This is a genomic window from Kitasatospora sp. NPDC004745 (genome assembly GCF_042873275.1).
Taxonomy (GTDB): domain Bacteria; phylum Actinomycetota; class Actinomycetes; order Streptomycetales; family Streptomycetaceae; genus Kitasatospora.
Window position 1 is genome coordinate 314465 of sequence record NZ_JBIALK010000004.1, and the last position, 19023, is coordinate 333487.

Annotated in this window: 13 protein-coding genes and 1 riboswitch; of the genes, 8 read left to right on the forward strand and 5 right to left on the reverse strand. The window is 73.9% G+C overall.

What is annotated here, in order from left to right; all coding sequences use genetic code 11:
* Position 1: 1 nt before the first annotated feature.
* Positions 2-1675, reverse strand: a complete 1674-nt coding sequence (locus tag ACFYUY_RS10425; protein WP_387899849.1) for an NRAMP family divalent metal transporter — start codon at positions 1673-1675, stop codon at positions 2-4.
* Between the two features lie 355 nt (positions 1676-2030).
* Positions 2031-2207, reverse strand: a riboswitch (M-box (ykoK) riboswitch).
* Between the two features lie 167 nt (positions 2208-2374).
* Here ACFYUY_RS10425 and ACFYUY_RS10430 point away from each other — a divergent pair.
* The 4 genes from ACFYUY_RS10430 to ACFYUY_RS10445 all read left to right on the forward strand — a co-directional run bounded on the left by ACFYUY_RS10430 (position 2375) and on the right by ACFYUY_RS10445 (position 7349).
* On the forward strand, positions 2375-3136 hold the full coding sequence (locus tag ACFYUY_RS10430; RefSeq protein ID WP_387899851.1) for an ABC transporter ATP-binding protein: 762 nt from the start codon (positions 2375-2377) through the stop codon (positions 3134-3136).
* On the forward strand, positions 3133-5898 hold the full coding sequence (locus ACFYUY_RS10435; protein ID WP_387899853.1) for an FtsX-like permease family protein: 2766 nt from the start codon (positions 3133-3135) through the stop codon (positions 5896-5898). The genes ACFYUY_RS10430 and ACFYUY_RS10435 overlap by 4 nt, the downstream gene beginning before the upstream one ends.
* A 186-nt stretch (positions 5899-6084) precedes the next feature.
* Positions 6085-6453, forward strand: coding sequence for a BlaI/MecI/CopY family transcriptional regulator (locus ACFYUY_RS10440; RefSeq protein WP_387900023.1), 369 nt, complete (start codon positions 6085-6087; stop codon positions 6451-6453).
* On the forward strand, positions 6450-7349 hold the full coding sequence (locus tag ACFYUY_RS10445) for a M56 family metallopeptidase (RefSeq protein ID WP_387899855.1): 900 nt from the start codon (positions 6450-6452) through the stop codon (positions 7347-7349). Before ACFYUY_RS10440 ends, ACFYUY_RS10445 begins: the two co-directional genes overlap by 4 nt.
* Positions 7350-7440: 91 nt before the next feature.
* Here the strand turns inward: ACFYUY_RS10445 and ACFYUY_RS10450 are convergent, their stop codons facing one another.
* Positions 7441-8511, reverse strand: a complete 1071-nt coding sequence (locus tag ACFYUY_RS10450; RefSeq protein ID WP_387899857.1) for an NlpC/P60 family protein — start codon at positions 8509-8511, stop codon at positions 7441-7443.
* 337 nt (positions 8512-8848) lie between these two features.
* On the opposite strand from ACFYUY_RS10450, the gene ACFYUY_RS10455 reads away from it, so the two are divergent.
* From ACFYUY_RS10455 to meaB, 3 genes are read left to right on the forward strand one after another with little or no spacing between them, the layout of a single operon-like run.
* A complete protein-coding gene (locus ACFYUY_RS10455) occupies positions 8849-10726 on the forward strand; it encodes a methylmalonyl-CoA mutase subunit beta (RefSeq protein ID WP_360214782.1) in 1878 nt (625 codons plus the stop codon).
* Positions 10723-12930: a methylmalonyl-CoA mutase gene (gene scpA / locus ACFYUY_RS10460; protein WP_387899860.1), complete on the forward strand. Its 2208-nt coding sequence runs from the start codon at positions 10723-10725 to the stop codon at positions 12928-12930. The genes ACFYUY_RS10455 and scpA overlap by 4 nt, the downstream gene beginning before the upstream one ends.
* Positions 12931-12942: 12 nt before the next feature.
* On the forward strand, positions 12943-13947 hold the full coding sequence (meaB, locus tag ACFYUY_RS10465) for a methylmalonyl Co-A mutase-associated GTPase MeaB (protein WP_387899862.1): 1005 nt from the start codon (positions 12943-12945) through the stop codon (positions 13945-13947).
* A gap of 131 nt (positions 13948-14078) precedes the next feature.
* Here the strand turns inward: meaB and ACFYUY_RS10470 are convergent, their stop codons facing one another.
* On the reverse strand, positions 14079-14924 hold the full coding sequence (locus ACFYUY_RS10470; protein WP_387899863.1) for a polysaccharide deacetylase family protein: 846 nt from the start codon (positions 14922-14924) through the stop codon (positions 14079-14081).
* Positions 14925-15126: 202 nt separating this feature from the next.
* Positions 15127-15729, reverse strand: coding sequence for a superoxide dismutase (locus ACFYUY_RS10475; protein ID WP_387899865.1), 603 nt, complete (start codon positions 15727-15729; stop codon positions 15127-15129).
* A gap of 370 nt (positions 15730-16099) precedes the next feature.
* On the opposite strand from ACFYUY_RS10475, the gene ACFYUY_RS10480 reads away from it, so the two are divergent.
* Positions 16100-18415 carry a M9 family metallopeptidase gene (locus ACFYUY_RS10480; RefSeq protein ID WP_387899867.1) on the forward strand — a complete coding sequence of 772 codons (2316 nt, stop codon included), beginning with the start codon at positions 16100-16102 and terminating at the stop codon, positions 18413-18415.
* A gap of 136 nt (positions 18416-18551) precedes the next feature.
* Here the strand turns inward: ACFYUY_RS10480 and ACFYUY_RS10485 are convergent, their stop codons facing one another.
* Positions 18552-19022, reverse strand: a complete 471-nt coding sequence (locus ACFYUY_RS10485) for a DUF5990 family protein (protein WP_360214814.1) — start codon at positions 19020-19022, stop codon at positions 18552-18554.
* Position 19023 lies beyond the last annotated feature (1 nt).

Genomic DNA, 19023 nt, shown 5'->3' on the forward strand with positions numbered 1-19023 from the left:
CTCAGTGACCCAGGGCGGTCTGGACGATCTTGATGATGACCATCACCATCGCCAGCAGCAGGTAGGCGCGCAGGGCGCCCATGCCGACCTTGCGGGTGGTGGACATCACCGGCTTCGCCAGGGTGTCCAGCGGCGGCATCCGCCACTCGCCCCTGGCCTCCGGCCCCGGGCGCCCCCGGCCGCCGGTGCGCTCGGCCGGGCCCTCCGCGCCGGCCGGGCGGCCCGCGGCGAAGGCGTACCCGGCGACGAGGACGCCCGCCACGCCGCAGCCCGTCATGATCCACAGGATCGCCCGCGAGCTGATGCCCGGCCAGACCACGGAGGCGGTGAGGATCAGCGACAGCATCACCAGGACGCCCACCACGGCCGAGGTGAAGGCGTTCGTCCGCGGCCCGTTGACCCAGGGGCCGAGCACCTCGCGGTCGTTGCAGAGCAGCAGCAGGAACACGGTGGCGGAGGGCAGCAGGACGCCGGCCAGCACCTGGACGAACTGGGTCATCAGGCCCTGGGTGTACTCGGTGGACAGCAGGGTGATCGCGGCGGCCACGGTGACCAGCCCGGCGTAGATGCCGTAGAAGCCCTTGGCGCCCTTGACGCCCCGGTGCAGCGAGTGCCGGATCCCGAAGACGTCGCCGATGGCGTAGGCGGTGGAGAGCGAGACGGCGAAGGCGCCGATGATCGAGGCGTCCAGCAGCGCGACGGCGAACAGCACGCCCGCCAGGTGGCCGGCCCTGGCCTCGATGCCGCGCGCCACCGCACCGGCGTCGGAGAACCCGCCCGCGCCGTCGGTGCCCGCGAAGGCCGCGGCGGTGATGCCGATCATCGCGGCGGCGCCGACGATCACGACGACGATCCCGATCCACAGGTCGACCTTCTCGTACGTCATGAACCGCGGGGTGATCCGCTTGTCGATGACGTACGACTGCTGGAAGAACAGCTGCCAGGGGGCCACGGTGGTGCCGACGATGGAGATGATGACCAGCATCACGGCCGCGAGCTGTCCCGAACCCCCGGGCATGCTCGGCACCGTGAGGTCGTGCGCCATCTGTGAGGTCTTCGGGTGGACCAGGAAGTAGACCGGCACCAGCAGCAGCGAGCCCGCGCACAGGGTGACGGCGACCCGCTCGAAGCGCTGGAAGGAGCCGGTGAAGGCCGAGGCGATGATGACGGCGGCGGCCAGCACCACCGAGGCCGCCTTCGGCAGACCGAGGTAGCCCGCCGCGAGGGTGACGCCGATGAACTCGGTGACCAGGGTCAGCGCGTTCAGCAGGAAGAGGTCGATGACGCTGAAGGCGCCCCAGAACCTCCCGAAGCGCTCCAGGATCAGCCGGGCGTGGCCGACCCCGGTGACGGCGCCGAGCCGCAGCACCATCTCCTGGTTGACGTACAGCACGGGGACCAGCAGCAGCAGCGTCCACAGCAGCTGGGTGCCGTAGTTCTGGCCGGCCTGCCCGTAGGTGGAGAAGGCGCCCGCGTCGTTGTCGCCGACCATCACGATCAGGCCGGGGCCGATGACGGCGAGCAGCGTCCTGAAGCGGGCGGAGAGCGCGTGGCGCGGGGTGGTGTCGTCGAGTCGGATGGTGCCGAGCGCGCCCTTGATGTCGCCGGTGTGGGCGTCGTCGAGCACGGCGGTGCGGGCGGTGGGGACGGTCGGGTCGAGCATCGTGTCGGTCATGACGGGTCCTCCCTGCCCCCTGCGCGGGGGCGGGCCGGGGCATGCGGCGGGGCCCCTGCGGGCACGGCACCGGACCGCACGGCGGCGCTGAGCGGCGGCGGCCGTGCGGGCATGACGGTGCGTCCGATCGCCTGCGTCAGGGCGCGGTCGGGCGCCTGACGAAACGTCAGAGGTGGTGTGCGACAGGGGGGTCGGTCAGCGCGTGCCGGAGGTGATCGAGAGCATGCGGGGGTGGGGGCGACTGTGGCCCGGACTACTGCAGTCCATGTCTCTCGCCTCCTCCCGGCCGGGGGCGCACCGTACGTGCGCCGCATCGCGACACGGCAAGGAGCGGACCGGCGCCCGCGACGGGACCGGCACACCCCAACTCGTCAGAGCTTTGGCACTCCACGGCGTGTCCGGCCCGGCGGGTCGGAAGCCACTTGGGGTCAACCCTTAACTCGGGAAGACCTGTCCTGAACCTGGGCGTCTCTCGACGTCGTCGGGTCAGTGGCCTGTGTCCGTGAAGACGCCTCACCGAACGAGGTGCCTTGCAAACCTCGGCAAGCATAGCCCCTCTTCAGCGGCCCGGGGGCGGTTCCGGGGCCGAACTTTTACACCTTTGTAGAACCTTGACCGACCCGGACCGCCTACACGCTCGCGTCTCCGGCATATATAGTTCAGCGACATATTCCGCTGAACAGCGCACGAGGGGGAAGTGTGTCCCACACCGATCCGAACAGTCCCGCGCCGGTCCTGCACCTGGCCGACGTCACCCGGGTGCACGGCCGCGGCGCGGCCGAGGTGCACGCCCTCAGGGGCGTCGAACTCGCCGTCCGACCGGGCGAGTTCGTCGCCGTCATGGGCCCGTCCGGCTCCGGCAAGTCGACCCTGCTCACCCTGGCCGGCGGCCTGGACGCCCCCAGCAGCGGCCAGGTGGTCGTCGAAGGGGTCACCCTCGGCACCCTCGGCCGGCGCCGACTCGCCGACCTGCGGCGGCGTTCCATCGGGTACGTCTTCCAGGACTACAACCTGATCCCGGCGCTCACCGCCGCCGAGAACGTCTCGCTGCCCCGCGAACTCGACGGCCTCTCCGCCCGCGCCGCCCGCCGCGAGGCGCACGCCGCCCTGGAGGAGCTCGGCATCCCCGAGCTCGCCGACCGCTTCCCCGACGACATGTCCGGCGGCCAGCAGCAGCGCGTCGCCATCGCCCGCGCCCTGATCGGCGACCGCCGCCTCGTCCTCGCCGACGAACCCACCGGCGCCCTCGACTCCACCACCGGCGAGGCCGTCCTCGCCGTGCTGCGCGCCCGCTGCGACGCCGGCGCCGCCGCCATGATGGTCACCCACGAAGCGGGCTACGCCGGCTGGGCCGACCGCGTCGTCCACCTCCGGGACGGCGCGGTCGAGGCCACCACCACCGTGCGCGGCTCCGACGTCCGGCCACTGGTCGGCCGCGAGGTCCGGGGAGCGGCCCGATGAGGCTCGGCGCGTGGCGGGTCACGCTGCGCATCGCCCGCCGCGACGCCGTCCGCGCCAAGGGCCGCAGCGCCCTGATCGCGGCCATGATCGCGCTGCCCGTCCTCGGCGTCACCGGCGCCGACGTCGTCCACCGCAGCGGACAGCTCAGCCCGGCCGAACGGGTCGAGCGGGTGGTGGGCGGCGCGGACGCCCTGGTCACCGCCCACTCCCCCGGCCGCACCGTCGAACAGGCCCCGATCGCCGAGGACGGCAGCCTCGCCGTCGGACCCCGCGAGGGCGCGGCACCGACCGCCGAACAGCAGAGGGCCGCCACCACCGGCCCGCTGGCCCTGGCCACCGCCCTGCTGCCGCCCGGCAGCACCCTCACCCCCGCGCGCTCCGGCCCGGAGACCGGGGCGACCTCGCCGGAGGGACTGGTCCGCACCCTCCTCGCCGAAGCCGACCTCAGCGACCCGATCTGGCACGGCCGGCTCGACCTGACCGGCGGCCGCGCCCCGAGCGCACCGGGCGAGGTCGCCGCCACCCGGGCCTTCCTGGACCGCGCAGGCCTCGCGACCGGCGCCACCACCACCCTCCAGGGGCTGCCCGGCACGACCCTCACCATCACCGGCGTCGTCGAGCACCCGGGCGACCTCGGCCGCGTCGAACTCGTCGCCCTCCCCGGCGGGTTGATCGACCAGCTGGCCGCCGCCGCACCGCCCGCGCAACCCACCGGGACGGCCGCCGGAGCACCGGGGGGCGACCGGCGGGACGCCGGGCCCGGCGCCTGGCTGGTCCGCCTCCCGGCCGGGGCCCGCCTCGACTGGGCGAAGGTGCAGGAGTTCAACGCCCACGGCCTCACCCTCACCGCCCGCTCGGTCGCGCTCGACCCGCCGCCGCGCGGCGCCGTCCCCTACTACCGGGACGCGTACCGCACCGCCGACGCCGCGGCCGGCAACACCACCAAGGTCGTGGTGGCCACCGTCACCGGCATGGGACTGCTCGAAGTCGCCCTGCTCGCCGGGCCAGCCTTCGCGGTCGGCGCCCGCCGCGCCCGCCGTCAGCTCGCCCTGCTCGGCGCCGCCGGCGGCCGGCGGTCGCACGTCGGCGCGGTGGTGCTCGGCGGCGGCCTCGTCCTCGGACTGGTCGGCGCGGCGGTCGGCGTGGCCGCCGGCATCGGACTGGTCGCCGCGCTCCGCCCGTGGATCGAGCGGATCGGGGGCTCCCGCTTCGGACACTTCGCGGCGCCGCCGCTGGACCTGCTCGCCATCGCCGGGATCGGGCTCGCCACCGCCCTCCTCGCCGCCGCGCTGCCCGCCCTCCAGGCCTCCCGCCGAAGCATCACCGCCGGACTCGCCGACCGCGACACCGTGCGCCCCCCGAACCGCCGGGTCACCGTCCTCGGCCTGCTGATGCTCGCCGCCGGAGCGGCCCTGGCGCTCTACGGCGCCGCCTCGGTGCCGCGCGGCCTGCCCGTGGTCAGCACCTACGACACCCGCACGCTCACCGTGCTGGCGGGCTCCGTCACGGCCGAACTCGGCCTGCTCGCCTGCACGCCGGTGCTGGTCGCGCTGGTCGGCCGGGCCGCCCGGCGGATGCCGCTCACCGCCCGGCTCGCCCTGCGCGACTCGGCCCGGCACCGCTCGCGCACCGCCCCGGCGATCGCCGCGGTGATGGCCGCCGTGGCCGGCTCCGTCGCCATCGGCGTCTACACCACCAGCACCGACGCCGAGAACCGGCGCGACTACCGGCCGCAGGCCCCGTACGGCGCCGTCCAGCTGAGCTCCGTCGCCGACGGCGACCAGCTCGCCCGGCTGCGCTCCGAGACGGAACGCGAACTGACCGGGCTGGGCGCGCGCGCCGACCTCGCCGACGCGATCTACCGGTTCTGCCCGAACTGCTCCAGCCTCGTCCAGCTCAAGGACACCGGGCAGCAGCGCACGCCCACCGGCCCGCCGCGGCTGGCCGCCGGCGACGCCACCGTGCTGCGCGCCCGCTTCGGCGTCCACGACCCGGCCGCCGAACGGGCCCTCGCCGCCGGCCGGGTCCTCGTCTTCGCGCCCGAGCTGCTGGCCGGCGACGGCAAGGCCGTGCTCGAGCTGCGCGGAGGCGGCGGCGCCCCGCTCAAGCCCGGCGAGATCCCCAAGCCGGACCTCCAGGAGGTCACCGTCGACGCCACCCTCGTCGACGCCCCGGACGCCGCCCGCTACGGCCAGGCCCTGGTGCTCCCCTCCGCGCTGCCCGCCCTCGGACTCGACGCCCGACCGACCGGCTCGCTCTGGCTGCCCGCCACCCCGCCGGACCGCAAGGCGCAGCAGCGCGCCGAGGCCGCCGCGATCCGCCTGGACCGCGCCGCCCAGCTGGACGTCGAACGCGGCTACCAGCCGAAGGGTGACGCCCAGACCCTCGCGCTCGGCGGCTTCGCCGCCCTGGTCGTCCTCGGCGCCGCCGGGATCGCCACCGGCCTGGCCGCCGCCGACTCCCGGCAGGACCAGGCCACCCTGGCCGCCGTCGGCGCACCGCCCGGCATCCGGCGGACCCTGGCCGGCCTGCAGTGCGCCCTGATCGCCCTGCTGGGGGCGCTGCTCGGGGCGGTCAACGGCTTCGTCCCGGCGGTGGGGCTGCTGAAGTCCCGGGCGAGCGGCTTCGGCGCCAAGCCTGCGCTGATCACCGCGCCGTGGGGGCAGCTGCTGCTGATCACCCTGGTGCTACCGGTGCTGGCCGGGCTGCTCGCGGCGCTGCTCACCCGGTCGCGGGTCCGGCTGGGCCGGCGGCTCTCCTGACCGGCCGCTGAACGGCCGGCCGTCCCCTCCGGTCCGTCCCCGCGCGCCCGTCCCCGTCCGCCGGGGGCGGGCGCGCGCCGCTGCCGTGCGCCGGAGTCGGCGGGCGCCCCGCACCGGGCGCCCGTACCATGGGCGGGTTCGGCGGGCGGAAGGCGTCCGCGGGTGACGAGGGAGGGCTCGGCGGTGCTGCGCGGGTTGGGCGATCTGGAGGCCGAGATCATGGACCGGCTGTGGTCCTGGGGCCGGCCGGCCACCGTGCGCGAGGTCGTGGACGACCTGCAGCGGCAGCGCCCCGTCGCGTACACCACCGTCACCACGGTGGCCGACATCCTGCACACCAAGGGCTGGCTGCGCCGGGACAAGGTCGGCCGGGCCTGGGTGTACGAGCCGGCCTGCACCCGGGAGGCGTACACCGCGCAGCTGATGCACCAGGCCCTGGAGACCACCCCGGACCGGGCCGGCGCACTGCTGCACTTCGTCGAGGGGATCAGCGGTGACGAGGCCTCCGCCCTGCTGGCGGCGCTGGAGCAGGTGAAGGACCGGGGCACCGCGTGACCCTGGCGCTGCTCGGCCTCCACCTGGCCGTGACCGGGGCCCTGCTGCCCCGGTGGCTCACCCGTTCCGCCCGGCTCCAGGCGCGGCTCCAGACCCGGCCGACCGCCGCGGCGGCGCTCTGGCTGGCGCTGATGGCCTCGTTCCTGGTCGCGCTGCTGCTCGCGGCGCACCACACGGTGGAGCCGTTCGCCCACGAGCCGGCCGGTCTGGTCGGCCTCTTCCCGCACACCGAGCCGACCGGGGCCGTCCTCCCGCACACCCACGACTGGTGGCTGTTGGCCGCCGCCGGGGCCGTGCCCGGCACGGTGGCGGCGGCCGTCGGGGTGCGCGCCGGGCGGGTGCGGCGGCGGCACCGGGCGCTGCTGGACGTGGTCGCCGTCCGGGACGGGCGCTGGGACGCCCTGGTGCTGGAGCACGCCCGGCCCACCGTCTACTGCCTGCCGGGCCGCCGCTCCCGCGTGGTGCTGTCCCGCGGGGCGCTGCGCCTGCTCGACGAGCGGCAGCTGGCGGCGGCCGTGGCCCACGAGCACGGCCACCTCCGGGGCCGCCACCACCTGTTCCGGCTGCCGGCCGACACCTTCGCGCTGCTGTTCGGCCGGCTGCCGCTGGCCCGGCTCGGGCGGGCGCAGGTGGCGCTGCTGCTGGAGATGGCGGCCGACGACGCGGCGCTGGCGCGGGCGTCCCGCACCGAACTGGCCTCCGCGCTCTGCGTCCTGGCCACGTCCGCCGGGCCCCCGGAGGCCGCGCTGGCGGTGGCCTCCACCGGCGTCCTGGCCCGGGTCCAGCGGCTGGCCCGGCCCGGCCCGGCCCACCGGCGCGACCGGCTCGCCTGGCGCACCGCCGTGCTGGCGGCCCCGCTGCTGCCCTACCTGCTGGCCTGCGCGCCGCATCCGTAGGAACCGACGGGCCCGACGTCCGACGGGCTTCGGGGCCCGACGGGCCTTGGGGACGCGCGGTGTCCCGGCCCGGCGGGACCCGCCGGGCCGGCTACGGCCGGACGGCGCCCATGTACGGCATCGCGGAGATCGGCAGCACCTCGATGTTCTTGCCGGTGCGCGGGGCGTGGATCATCTTGCCGTCGCCGATGTACAGGCCGACGTGGTGCAGGTCGTTGTAGAAGAAGACCAGGTCGCCGGGCTGGAGGTTGGCGCGGTCGACGTGCGGGCCGTCGTTCCACTGCGCCTGGGACGTCCGGGAGATCGTCACGCCCGCCGCGCGGTAGGCGGAGCTGGTGAGCCCGGAGCAGTCGAAGCTGGCGGGGCCGCTCTTGGCCCAGCCGTACGGCTTGCCGAGCTGGGCGGAGGCGAACTGGACGATGGCGGCGGCCCGGCCGCCGGCGGGCGGCGCCGGGGCGTTCATGTCGGGGCGCTCGGCGGAGCGGGAGGCGCGGTCGGTGGCGGCCGCCCGCTGGGCCTCGGCCTTGGCCTTCTCGGCGGACTGCTGGGCGTTGATCTTGGCGCGGTCCTCGGCGCTGAGCTTGTTGAGCATCGCCTGGGCCGCGGCCAGCTTGGTCTGGATGTCCTTCTTCTGCTCGGCCAGCTGGGCGCCGACCGAGTCGAGCGCGGCGAGGGTGGCGGTGGCCTCGGCGCGGTCCTGGTCGAGCTTGCGCTGCTCGCCCTGGGCCTGCTTCAGCAGGTCGGCCTGGGAGCCGGCGACCTGGTTCTGCACCGCGGCCCGTTCCAGGTACCCCGCCGGGTCCGAGTCGAGCATCAGCTGGAAGGACGGGTCCATGCCGTTGCTGCGGTACTGGTCGGCGGCCACCGCGCCGAGCCGGGTGCGCAGTTCGTTCATCGCCTCCTGCCCGCGGGCCACCTTCTCCTGGATCCGGTTGGCCTCGCCCTGGAGCTTCTGCTGCTTCTCCTGGAAGCCGTTGTGGCGCTCGATGGCCTGCTCGGCCTCCTCGTTGAGCTGCTCCACCTGCTCCTTGACGGAGGCGAGGCTGGGGGTGGGCTCGGCGTTGGCGGTGCCGGCGCCGAACACCGCGCCGCCGGCCACGGCCGTCGTGAGGACCGCCAGGCGTGCCCGGCTCGGAGGGCTGGGCTTGCGGCGCTTTCCCATGGGCGATGGGCTCCTTCAGGGGGGTCAGGGCGCGGCCCCGGCAGCAGCCGGAGCAGGGTGAAGGACGGGCGGGGGCGCACGGGGGCGCACGGGGGAGGAGCTCCCCACCCACCTTCTTCGAAGTAACTTAATAGATGACCCGCGGGGTTCCGCAATCCCCCTTCCGCGACCCCCGCCCCCGACCCCCTCCCACGACCCGCGACACCACCTCTGACCTCGGGTGCCACCCGCTACGGCACTCCCCGCCGCCCGGAGTGCTAACGGTCCGCTAAATCGAGGGAAAGGTCACACGGGTCGCCCCTCCTGCGCGCCTGCGAACGAGCGCTAACCTGCGGACATGAAGGTCCCGCCCGAAGGGCTCCCCCTCGCCGCCGAGTTCCCGGCCGCGCACCGTGAGCAGTGGCAGCAGCTCGTCGAGGGCGTGCTGCGCAAGTCCGGCGCACAGCCCGCGGACGGCCCCGCCGCCGAGCAGGCGCTCACCACCGAGCTCCCGGACGGGCTGCGCGCCCGGCCGCTGTACACCGCCGACGACACCTCCGCCGAGCCCGGCTACCCGGGCTTCGCGCCCTTCGTGCGCGGCGGCCGGCCGCAGGGCTCCGCCGTCTCCGGCTGGGACGTCCGCCAGCGGCACGCCGACCCGGACCGCACCCGCACCAACGAGGCCGTCCTCGCCGACCTCGAGAACGGCGTCGGCTCGCTCTGGCTGGAGATCGGCGGCGACGCCCTCCCGGTCACCGCCCTGCCCGAGGCGCTCACCGGCGTGTACCTGGACCTGGCCGCCGTCGTCCTCGACGCCGGACCCGAATTCACCGCCGCCGCCGAGCAGTTGTTCACCCTGTACCAGGAGCGCGAGGTCTCCCCCGGCGCCGCCACCGGCAACCTCGGCGCCGACCCGCTCGGCCTCCAGGCCCGCACCGGCGACACCGGGCGCACCGCCGCGCTGCTCGCCGAGGCCACCGCCCTCGCCACCCGCTGCGCCGCCGACCACCCCGGCCTGCGGGCGCTGACCGTCGACGCCCTGCCCTACCACGAGGCCGGCGCCTCCCCCGCGCAGGAGCTCGGCTGCGCCCTCGCCACCGGCGTCGCCTACCTGCGCGCGCTCACCGCCGCCGGGCTGTCCGTCGACGCGGCGCTCGGCCAGCTGGAGTTCCGCTACGCCGCCGACGCCGACCAGTTCCTCACCATCGCCAAGTTCCGCGCCGCGCGCCGCCTCTGGGCCCGCGTCGCCGAGGTGTCCGGCGCCTCCCCCGAGGCCTCAGCGCAGCGCCAGCACGCCGTCACCTCCCGGGTGATGATGACCGCCCGCGACCCGTGGGTGAACATGCTGCGCACCACCGTCGCCTGCCTCGCCGCCGGCGTCGGCGGCGCCGACGCCGTCACCGTGCTGCCCTTCGACAGCGCCCTCGGACTGCCGGACGCCTTCGCCCGCAGGATCGCCCGCAACACCCAGTCGATCCTGCTGGAGGAGTCCCACCTGGCCCGGGTGATCGACCCGGCCGGCGGCTCCTGGTACGTCGAACAGCTCGGCGAGGAGCTCGCCCGGGCCGCCTGGGCCTGGTTCCAGGAGATCGAGCAGGCCGGCGGCCAGCAGGCCGCGCTCGGCTCCGGCCTGGTCGGCGAGCGGATCGCCGCGACCTGGGCGCAGCGCTCCGTCAAGCTCGCCAAGCGGCGCGAACCCGTCACCGGCGTCAGCGAGTTCCCCCACCTCGACGAGCAGCCGCTGGTCCGCCGCCCGGCCCCGGCCGCCCCCGGCGGCGGCCTGCCGCAGGTGCGCCGCGCCGAGGCCTACGAGGCCCTGCGGGACCGCTCCGACGCCCACCTCGCCGCCACCGGCACCCGGCCCGCGCTGTTCCTCGCCTCCATCGGCACCGCCGCCGCCCACACCGCGCGCACCACCTTCGCCGCCAACCTGTTCCAGGCCGGCGGCATCGCGACCACCGCCGCCGAGGGCGTCGACCCGGCCGCCCTCGCCGCGGCCTTCACCGCCTCCGGCGCCACCGTCGCCTGCCTCTGCTCCAGCGACGCGCTGTACGGCGAACACGCCGAGGCCGTCGCGGCCGCCCTCAGGGAGGCGGGCGCCCGCCGGGTGCTGCTGGCCGGCCGGCCCGGCACCGCCCCCGCCGGCGTCGACGACTTCGTCTTCGCGGGCGGCGACGCCGTCGCCACGCTGACCGGACTGCTGAACGAGATCACCGACGAGAGCAAGGTGGCGTGATGATCCCCGACTTCACCGGAATCGGGCTGGACGGCGACACCGCCCCGGACGTCACCGACGAGCAGTGGCAGGCCGCCTGGCGGCAGTCCACCGGCAAGGACGTCGACGAGCTCACCTGGGACACCCCCGAGGGCATCGGCGTCAAGCCGCTCTACACCCCGGCCGACCTCGACGGGCTCGACTTCCTGCAGACCTACCCGGGCGTCGCCCCGTACCTGCGCGGGCCCTACCCGACCATGTACGTCAACCAGCCGTGGACCGTCCGCCAGTACGCCGGCTTCTCCACCGCCGAGGAGTCCAACGCCTTCTACCGCCGCAACCTCGCGGCCGGCCAGAAGGGCCTCTCCGTCGCCTTCGACCTGCCGACCCACCGCGGCTACGACAGCGACCACCCGCGCGTCACCGGCGACGTCGGCATGGCGGGCGTCGCCATCGACTCCATCTACGACATGCGCCAGCTCTTCGACGGCATCCCGCTCGACCGGATGTCGGTGTCGATGACCATGAACGGCGCCGTGCTGCCCGTTCTCGCGCTGTACATCGTGGCCGCCGAGGAACAGGGCGTACCGCCCGAGAAGCTGGCCGGGACCATCCAGAACGACATCCTCAAGGAGTTCATGGTCCGCAACACCTACATCTACCCGCCGCAGCCGTCGATGCGGATCATCTCGGACATCTTCGCGTACACCTCGCAGAAGATGCCCCGGTACAACTCGATCTCCATCTCCGGCTACCACATCCAGGAGGCCGGGGCCACCGCCGACCTGGAGCTCGCCTACACCCTGGCCGACGGCGTCGAGTACCTGCGCGCCGGCCTGGACGTCGGCCTGGACGTGGACGCCTTCGCGCCGCGGCTGTCGTTCTTCTGGGCGATCGGCATGAACTTCTTCATGGAGGTCGCCAAGCTCCGCGCGGCCCGGCTGCTCTGGGCCAAGCTGGTCAAGCAGTTCGACCCCAAGAACGCCAAGTCGCTGTCCCTGCGCACCCACTCGCAGACCTCCGGCTGGTCGCTCACCGCCCAGGACGTGTTCAACAACGTCACCCGCACCTGCGTCGAGGCGATGGCCGCGACCCAGGGGCACACCCAGTCACTGCACACCAACGCCCTCGACGAGGCGCTCGCGCTGCCCACCGACTTCTCCGCCCGCATCGCGCGCAACACCCAGCTGCTGCTCCAGCAGGAGTCCGGCACCTGCCGCGTCATCGACCCGTGGGGCGGCTCCGCGTACGTCGAGAAGCTCACCCACGACCTGGCCCGCCGGGCCTGGGAGCACATCCAGGAGGTCGAGGCCGCCGGCGGCATGGCCAAGGCCATCGACGCGGGCATCCCCAAGCTCCGCGTCGAGGAGGCCGCCGCCCGCACCCAGGCCCGCATCGACTCCGGCCGCCAGCCCGTCATCGGCGTCAACAAGTACCGGGTCGACAGCGACGAGCAGATCGAGGTCCTCAAGGTCGACAACTCCTCGGTGCGCGCCCGCCAGATCGAGAAGCTGCGGCGGCTCCGCGAGGAACGCGACGAGGCCGCCACCCAGGACGCGCTGCGCGCCCTGACCCGCGCCGCCGAGGCCGGCCCGCAGCGCGGCGGCTCCCTCGACGGCAACCTGCTGCACCTGGCCGTCAACGCCGCCCGCGCCAAGGCCACCGTCGGCGAGATCTCCGACGCCCTCGAGAAGGTGTACGGCCGCCACTCCGGCCAGATCCGTACCATCTCCGGTGTGTACCGAGACGAAGCCGGCCCCTCCGCCCCCCTCCAGCGCACCCGCGACCTCGTCGAGCGGTTCGAGCGCGCCGAGGGCCGCCGCCCGCGCATCCTGGTCGCAAAGATGGGCCAGGACGGGCACGACCGCGGTCAGAAGGTCATCGCCACCGCCTTCGCCGACCTCGGCTTCACCGTCGACGTCGGCCCGCTGTTCCAGACCCCGGACGAGGTCGCCCGCCAGGCCGTCGAGGCCGACGTCCACATCGTCGGCGTCTCCTCGCTGGCCGCCGGGCACCTCACCCTCGTCCCCGCGCTGCGCACCGCGCTCGCCGAGGCCGGCCGGGAGGACATCACCATCGTCGTCGGCGGGGTCATCCCCCCGCAGGACTTCGACGCGCTGTACGAGGCCGGCGCGGCGGCCGTCTTCCCGCCCGGCACCGTCATCCCCGACGCCGCCTACGACCTGCTGAAGTCGCTGGCGGCCGACCTCGGCCACGAACTGTGAGCCGCTGACCCGATGCCACCCCGGACGATCGACCTCGACCAGTACGCCGACGGTGTCCTGGACGGCTCACGCGCCTGGATCGCACGCGCCGTCACCCTCGTCGAGTCCAGCCGGCCCGACCACCGGGCGCTCGCCCAGCAGCTGCTCCAGCGGCTCCTCCCGCACGCGGGAGGAGCCGTCCGGGTCGGCATCACCGGCGTGCCCGGCGTCGGCAAGTCCACCTTCATCGACTCCTTCGGCACCATGCTCACCGGGCAGGGCCACCGGGTCGCGGTCCTCGCCGTCGACCCGACGTCCAGCCGCACCGGCGGCTCCATCCTCGGCGACAAGACCCGGATGGAACGCCTCGCCGTCGACCCGCACGCCTTCGTGCGTCCCTCGCCGACCTCCGGGACGCTCGGCGGCGTCGCCAAGGCCACCCGGGAGTCCATGGTGGTCATGGAGGCCGCCGGCTACGACGTGGTGCTGATCGAGACGGTCGGCGTCGGCCAGTCCGAGACGACGGTGGCGGGCATGGTCGACACCTTCCTGCTGCTCAGCCTGGCCCGCACCGGCGACCAGCTGCAGGGCATCAAGAAGGGCGTGCTGGAGCTCGCGGACGTCATCGCCGTGAACAAGGCCGACGGCCCGCACGAAACCGACGCCAAGGCCGCCGCCCGCGAACTCTCCGGCGCCCTCAGGCTGTTGCAGCCCCCGGACGCCGCGTGGACCCCGCCCGTCCTCACCTGCAGCGGGCGCGACGGCGCCGGCCTCGACGTGCTGTGGGAACGGCTGCAGCAGCACCGCAAGGTGCTGGACGCCACCGGCGCGCTGGCGGCGAAGCGGCGGGAGCAGCAGGTCGAGTGGACCTGGTCCATGGTCCACGACCAGCTCTTCGCGCGGCTGCACGAACACCCCGAAGTGCAGCGCCTCGCACCCGAGTTGGAGTCCCGGGTCCGGGCCGGAACCCTACCGGCCGGACTGGCCGCGCAGCAGCTCCTCGACGGCTTCTTCGGCACCGGGCACCAGGAGGCGTAGCACGTGGCCACCATCGTCCAGGACGTCCCGGTCGACGCCCCCGCGGACCGGGCGCCCAGGTCATGAAGCCCACCCCCTGAGGCCCACGACCAGCGCTCCCGCCGGGAGCGGGAGCGCTGCCCGCTCGGGCCTCAGGGGGTGGACTGGACGGGGAAGCCGGTGGGGCGGCCCTGGTCCTTCAGCCAGGTGAGGACCTGGTCGAGGGCTTCGACGGTCTGCTGGCGGTCGCCGCCGCCGTCGTGGAAGAGGACGGTCGGGCCGAGGCGCATCTCCTTCTTGACGGTGGCGACGATGGTGGCGGTGCCGGGCTTGTCGAAGTCCTTGGAGTCGACGTTCCAGCCGAGCGGGCGCAGGCCGTTCGCGGCGGCGATGCGCCGGCTGTCGGGGGTGAACGAGCCGCCGGGGGCCCGGTAGTAGAGCACCTTGGCGCCGCCCGCGGCGTCCTCGATCATCTTCTTCGCGTCCAGGATCTGCTTCTCCTGGTAGGCGACGGGCTTCTTGTCCATGGAGGTGTCGTGGTCCACGGTGTGGTCGCAGAGCCGGTGGCCGGCCGCGACGACCTGCTTGACGAGGTCGGGGTGGGCCTTGGCCTGCGGGCCGATCATGCAGAACGTCGCCTTGACGCCGTGCCGCTTGAGCACGTCGAGGACCTTCGGGGTCCAGGTGGGGTCGGGGCCGTCGTCGATGGTGATGTTGACGGCGTTGCCTCCGCTCTCGGAGGCGTGGGCTATGCCGTCGGGTATGCCGCCCTGCTGGGTGCCGCCGTCGCCGCCCTGGGCTCCGTCCCCGCCGTGGGAGCCGTCCCCGCCGGTGCCGCCGGCGGCGGAGCCCTGTCCGTGGGCGATGTCCTGCCGGGGTGCGCCGTCCGAGTCCGTGAGGGTCGCGACCCCCCAGACACTGGCGGTCAGGGCGAGGGCGGCCACGGCGACGGCCACCCGACTGCCGCTCAGGTCCTGCATGCGCGCTTTGACGTCCATCGTCCGACCGCTCCCCCGCCTGTGTGCGAACTCTTCGAGGGTGATGACGTGAGCCGGGTCGGCGGGGTTCCACGGATTCGCCCGTCGTTGCGAACGGAGGGCGACGACGGGCCACGGGCCGTGGGAGGTGACGGGCACCGGCGACGGGGAGGGCCCCGGACCGCCCGACCGGTCCGGGGCCCTCCCGCTCACCCGGTGAGGGTCAGGCGCCCTGGACGGCCGCGAAGCGGGCCGAGACGTCCTGCCAGTTGACGACGTCCCACAGGCGGGTGACGTAGTCGGGGCGGACGTTGCGGTACTGCAGGTAGTACGCGTGCTCCCAGGCGTCGAAGGCGAGCAGCGGGGTGGTGCCCTGGCCGACGTTGCCGTGGTGGTCGTAGACCTGCTCGACGATCAGGCGCTTGCCGAGCGGCTCCCAGGAGAGGATGCCCCAGCCGGAGCCCTGGACGCCGGTGGTGGCGGTGGTGAGCTGCTTCTTGAAGGCCTCGAAGCTGCCGAAGTGCTCGGTGATGGCGTCGGCGAGCTCGCCCTCGGGGCGGTCGCCGCCCTCCGGGGAGAGGTTCTGCCAGAACAGCGAGTGCAGCACGTGGCCGGACAGGTGGAAGGCGAAGGTCTTCTGCAGGCCGACCAGGCCGCCGAGCTGGTCCTTGTCGCGCGCCTCGGCGAGCTGCTCCAGGGTGTCGTTGGCGCCCTTGACGTAGGCGGCGTGGTGCTTGGAGTGGTGGAGCTCCAGGATCTCGGCCGACATCGCCCGCTCGAGTGCGGAGTAGTCGTACGGCAGGTCGGGAAGCGAGTAGGTGCCCATCAGGACACGGCCCCTTTCGGCGGGTTGAACGGTGGTGATCGTGCCGGCACCACACTATTGCGTATGAGTTGCAGGAACGAAGCATGGGCTCCTGCTTATTCCTCACGTCACCTCACGTCACGGGGCGTCACGGGAGGCCGCCGGGTTCCCGCGGGCCATCGGGGGCCGAACCGGAACGAAGGGGACGCCCGGGCGCCGGGGCCGGCCTGACGGCACGTCCGCCCCGGCAACGGTTCGGTCTCGCCGGGCGGAAATTCACACCCGGGCCTTCCCCCGGTCGCCAGCCTGTGACATTTTACATGTCACACATCAGGCGATCGTGTGTCCCCAACCACACGACGACCCTCAACGGCCCCGGAGGCCCCCACAGATGCGTCCCTTCCGGATATCCACGGCGCAGGCGCGCAAGCTGCCCGCGCTCGGTGCCGCGTTCTTCCTCGCACTCGGCCTGTTCGCACCGCAGGCCCACGCGGCCGGCGGTGGCGGCTCCACGCCGGTCACCACCCCGGCCGCGGCCGCCAGGACGGCCACCAAGGCCGCCGGCGCGTCGGCCGCGCCGCAGGCGATCCCCGTGCCCAAGTCGCCCGACACGCCCAAGGACCCCCGCCCGCTGGCGGCGGACTCCCAGGGCAAGGCCAAGGCCCCGAGCGCGGGCAGTGCCGTCGGCACGGGCACCGCCGCCAAGGCGCCGAAGCAGTTCTCGGCCGCCGCGGCCGGCACCGGCTGCGACGTCTCCGCCTTCACCGGCACCTCCGGCGCCGCGCTGGTCCAGCAGGTCAAGGCCGCGAGCCTGGACTGCGTCAACTCGCTGTTCACGCTGACCGGCAACGACGCCAGGGGCGCCTTCAACGAGGCCCAGATGGTGACCGTCGCCAACGCCCTGCGCGACGTCGCACCGAGCTACCCCGGGGACGACTCGACCGCGGCCGGCCAGCTGGTGCTGTTCCTGCGCGCCGGCTACTACGTCCAGTGGTACCACTCGGACGTCGTCGGCCAGTACGGCACCGCCCTGCAGGGCGCGATCCGCGGCGCCCTCGACGGGTTCTTCGCCGCCCCGCACAGCAAGGACGTCACCGAGGCCAACGGCCAGACCCTCGCCGAGGCCGTCACGCTGATCGACAGCGCCCAGGAGAACGCCCGCTACACCGGCGTCGTCAAGCGTCTGCTGGCCGGCTACACCAGCACCTGGACCGGCTCGATGGCCACCGCCGTCGCCAACACCGAGACCGTCATCTCGCGCGGCTTCGACCTGCCGGCCTTCACCGCCGCGCTGCAGGCCGACCCGGACTTCGCCACCACCATGGCCTCGTTCGTCACCCGCAACGCCTCGCAGCTCAACGGCGGTGACCTGGTCACCTCGATCGGCATCCAGATCGGCAACCTGCTCGTCACCGACGCGCTCAAGGCCCAGGGCCGGCCGATCGTCAAGGACCTGGTCAACCGCTACCCGCTGGTCGGGGCGACCGGTCCGCTCACCATGAACCTGGTCTGGTTCGCGGAGAACAAGGACGCCGGCAACTGCGCCTACTACGGCACCTGCGACCTGCCGACCCGGCTCGTCCCGCTCGTGCTGACCGTCGACCACACCTGCAACGCCAACCTGCGCATCCGCGCCCAGGACATGACCGCGCAGCAGCTCGCCGACACCTGCACCAGCCTCGTCAACCAGGACCAGTTCTTCCACAAGGTGGTCAAGGACAACGGCCCGGTCGCCAACGACAACAACACCAGCCTCGAGGTCGTCGTCTTCGACGACTACTACAACTACAGCCTCTACGCCTGGCTGATGTACCACATCGCGGTCGACAACGGCGGCATGTACGAGGAGGGCAAGCCCGACGCGGCCGGCAACCAGGCCCGCTTCATCGCCCACGAGGCGTCCTGGCTGCGCCCGTCCTTCCAGATCTGGAACCTCAACCACGAGTACACCCACTACCTCGACGGCCGCTACGACTTCTACGGCGACTTCGACGCCGGGATGACCACCCCCACCATCTGGTGGGTCGAGGGCCTCGCCGAGTACGTCTCGTACAGCTACCGGGGCGTCCACTACGACGACGCCGTCGCCCAGGCCGGCAAGGGCACCTACGCGCTGAGCACCCTGTTCGACAGCACCTACGACAACGCGGACTCGACCCGGATCTACAACTGGGGCTACCTGGCCGTCCGTTACATGCTCCAGTCGCACCCGCAGGACGTCGACGCGCTGCTCGCCAAGTACCGCGTCGGGGACTGGAACGGCGCCCGCGCCATCCTCAAGAACACCATCGGCACCTCGTACGACGCCGACTTCGCCACCTGGCTCAAGGCCTGCGCCGCCGACAACTGCGGCTCGCTGCCGACCAACCAGGCCCCGCTCTGCACCGCCGCCGACACCCGGCAGTTCGACAAGAACTGCCGCCGGGACAACGTCGCCGCCACCACCGGCAACTACAGCTACAGCTTCCTGTACCTGCCGGCCGGGGTGAAGCAGCTGACCATCACCACCGCCGGCGGCACCGGCAACGCCGACCTGTACTACAACGGCGGCGCATGGGCCACCACCGGCGCCAACCTCGCCAGGTCCACCAACGCCGGGAACGGCGAGACGCTCACCGTCGCCAACCCGCCGTCCGGCTGGGTGTACTTCAGCCTCTACGGGCAGCAGGGCTTCAGCGGCGTGACCGTCACCACCACGTACAACTGACCTTCACCGCACGAAGGGTGGGCCCCGCGGCGACGCGGGGCCCACTCGCTTTCCGGCACCTGCCGTCCGGCACCCGCTTTCCGGCACCCGCCGGTCGGCACCCCGCCGGTCGGCGCCGCCCTCCGGCGTCGCGCCGTCAGTCCGCCGCCGGCCGCTCCCCCGCCGACCAGGCCACCAGCGGCGGACGCACCGCGGCGCACAGCGGGTGCCCCTTGGCGTCCGTCAGCCGCAGCCGGGCCACCAGCAGGCCGCCCGCCACGGCCGCCTCGACCGTCTCCCGGTCGACCGCCGCCAGCATCAGCTTCGCCCGACGGAACAGCGACCAGCCGTCGCCGTCCCCGGTCACCCAGTTGAGGTAGACGAACCGGCCGCCGGGGCCGCCCTGGACGTAGCGACCGGTGATGTCCGCCCCGCCGCCCGGCAGCGGCCTCGCCTCGCACTCCAGCGACCAGCCGGCGCGCGCCGCGTCACCGGGGTGCAGGTCGAGCAACTCGGCCGGGCGCCCCCGGCGTTGGACGGCGACGTGGATGTCGCGGTAGCCCGGGAATCCCGGGGTGGCGCCGCACTCGCGCCCCGGCAGGTCGGTGGCCTCGATCCTCAGCTCCATA